This is a genomic window from Salinivibrio sp. PR5 (assembly GCF_001996085.1).
GTDB classification, from domain to species: domain Bacteria; phylum Pseudomonadota; class Gammaproteobacteria; order Enterobacterales; family Vibrionaceae; genus Salinivibrio; species Salinivibrio proteolyticus.
On record NZ_MUFK01000091.1, the window covers coordinates 1 to 1,521 of the forward strand.

Here is a 1,521-nt window from a genome sequence, read left to right on the forward strand (position 1 = left end):
GTATTGTATTGTAACCTTCATCTGGTTGAGCATTTTTTTAGAGTTTATAAAAGAAACCCCCAACGAAAACGAAATTTTTTTATATTTCTTTTCTTCTAAAGGATTGTTAAAATAATTAGGGACATACGACGCAGGGCAACCAGTCATCAAAACATTTTCTAGTCCCGCTAWATTGAGTACATTTTTGGTATGATAGTCTCTAACACTATTCGTTAAACCGTCACTTTTTATTCTATCTATAAGCTCTATACATTGCTTTCCTAAAGGATAGTAGACACTATCAATCCAGTTTCCACTCAAAGACTTCCAGCCCACACCCATCATAACTATCTTTGTGGTAATATCGGAAAGTTCATCAACTAAGGGGTAAATTTTTGGATACATGTGTTGTTGTAAAGCAGGCCCTCCCATTAAGATTAACGCTTCAGAATTATTCACTATTTCAAGCGTTTCAGCGCTGAATTTTTCCCAACCATTAATATCGACGATCTCTCGATCTGGTCTTATTCTTTGAAATATTTCTTTCGCACGGTACTTGATTAGAAAATCCCCGGCGTTATTTTTTGAACCGGTAAGGATAACATAATATGGTTTTTTTTTCATTTTTCGGCTTTTCGTTGACTATTAAGACGCTGATATCAATATCAGCATCTTATTAAAACTTATGTTTAATCAAATCATATCCCAAGTAAGGACTGTATCTTCTTCCACGTCTCTCTTTATTTCTCTTCCTAATACAACATCAATATATTCCGGGCTAATTCCAGTACCTGGGCGCTTACTCATTAGGTGTTCAGGCTTGATCTTATCTCCCGCACTCAAATTATTAGTAATAACTAGAGAACGGCGGGCCTCACGTCTCGGTATCGTTTCACATGGCAATACCGATTTGATATTTGAGCCATAAACCTTACTCAACAGTTCAAAATTTTCACTTGCTCTTCTAAGGTCATTGTGGTCCATTGCATGGTAGTGATCATTACCTGGCATCGTTTTATCTAGTGTAAAGTGCTTTTCAATAACCGTGGCTCCTAACATATAAGCTGCAGTTAGAATTGTCATTGATGGATCCGGTAAAGTATGGTCACTATATCCAATTTCTAACTGAGGGAATATCGTTTTTAAGTGGCTAATCATTCCTAGGTTTGCATCCTCATCTTTAGTCGGATAAGAGAGTACGCAATGCATGACACAGAGATTAGTACAACCCGCATCTAAGATAACGCGTACAGCTTTTTCGATTTCCGAAATATAAGAGGCGCCCGTTGATAAGTAAATAGGCTTGCCTTTCTTAGCTATATACTCAATAAACGGAGTATTGGTTAGATCAGAGGAAGAAATTTTATAGATATCAATCATATCGTAAAGATAATCAGCTGATTCATAGTCAAATGGTGTAGACATAAAGTCTATACCAAGATCTCGACTGTAATTACACAATACTTGATAGTCTTCCTTATTGAATCTATCATGTTTCTGAAATAATCCATGTTGTGTTGTAGTAGGTTCTTTTGTTAAGTC

2 protein-coding genes are annotated in these 1,521 nt (G+C 36.2%); both read right to left on the bottom strand.

Annotated elements, in window-relative coordinates; genetic code table 11:
• On the bottom strand, window positions 1-603 hold a 603-nt coding region (locus BZG82_RS15975), incomplete at its 3' end, for a polysaccharide pyruvyl transferase family protein (protein ID WP_131826256.1).
• Between the two features lie 69 nt (window positions 604-672).
• Window positions 673-1,521, bottom strand: an 849-nt coding sequence (locus BZG82_RS15980; RefSeq protein WP_077766315.1) for an N-acetylneuraminate synthase family protein, incomplete at its 5' end; no start/stop codon positions are given.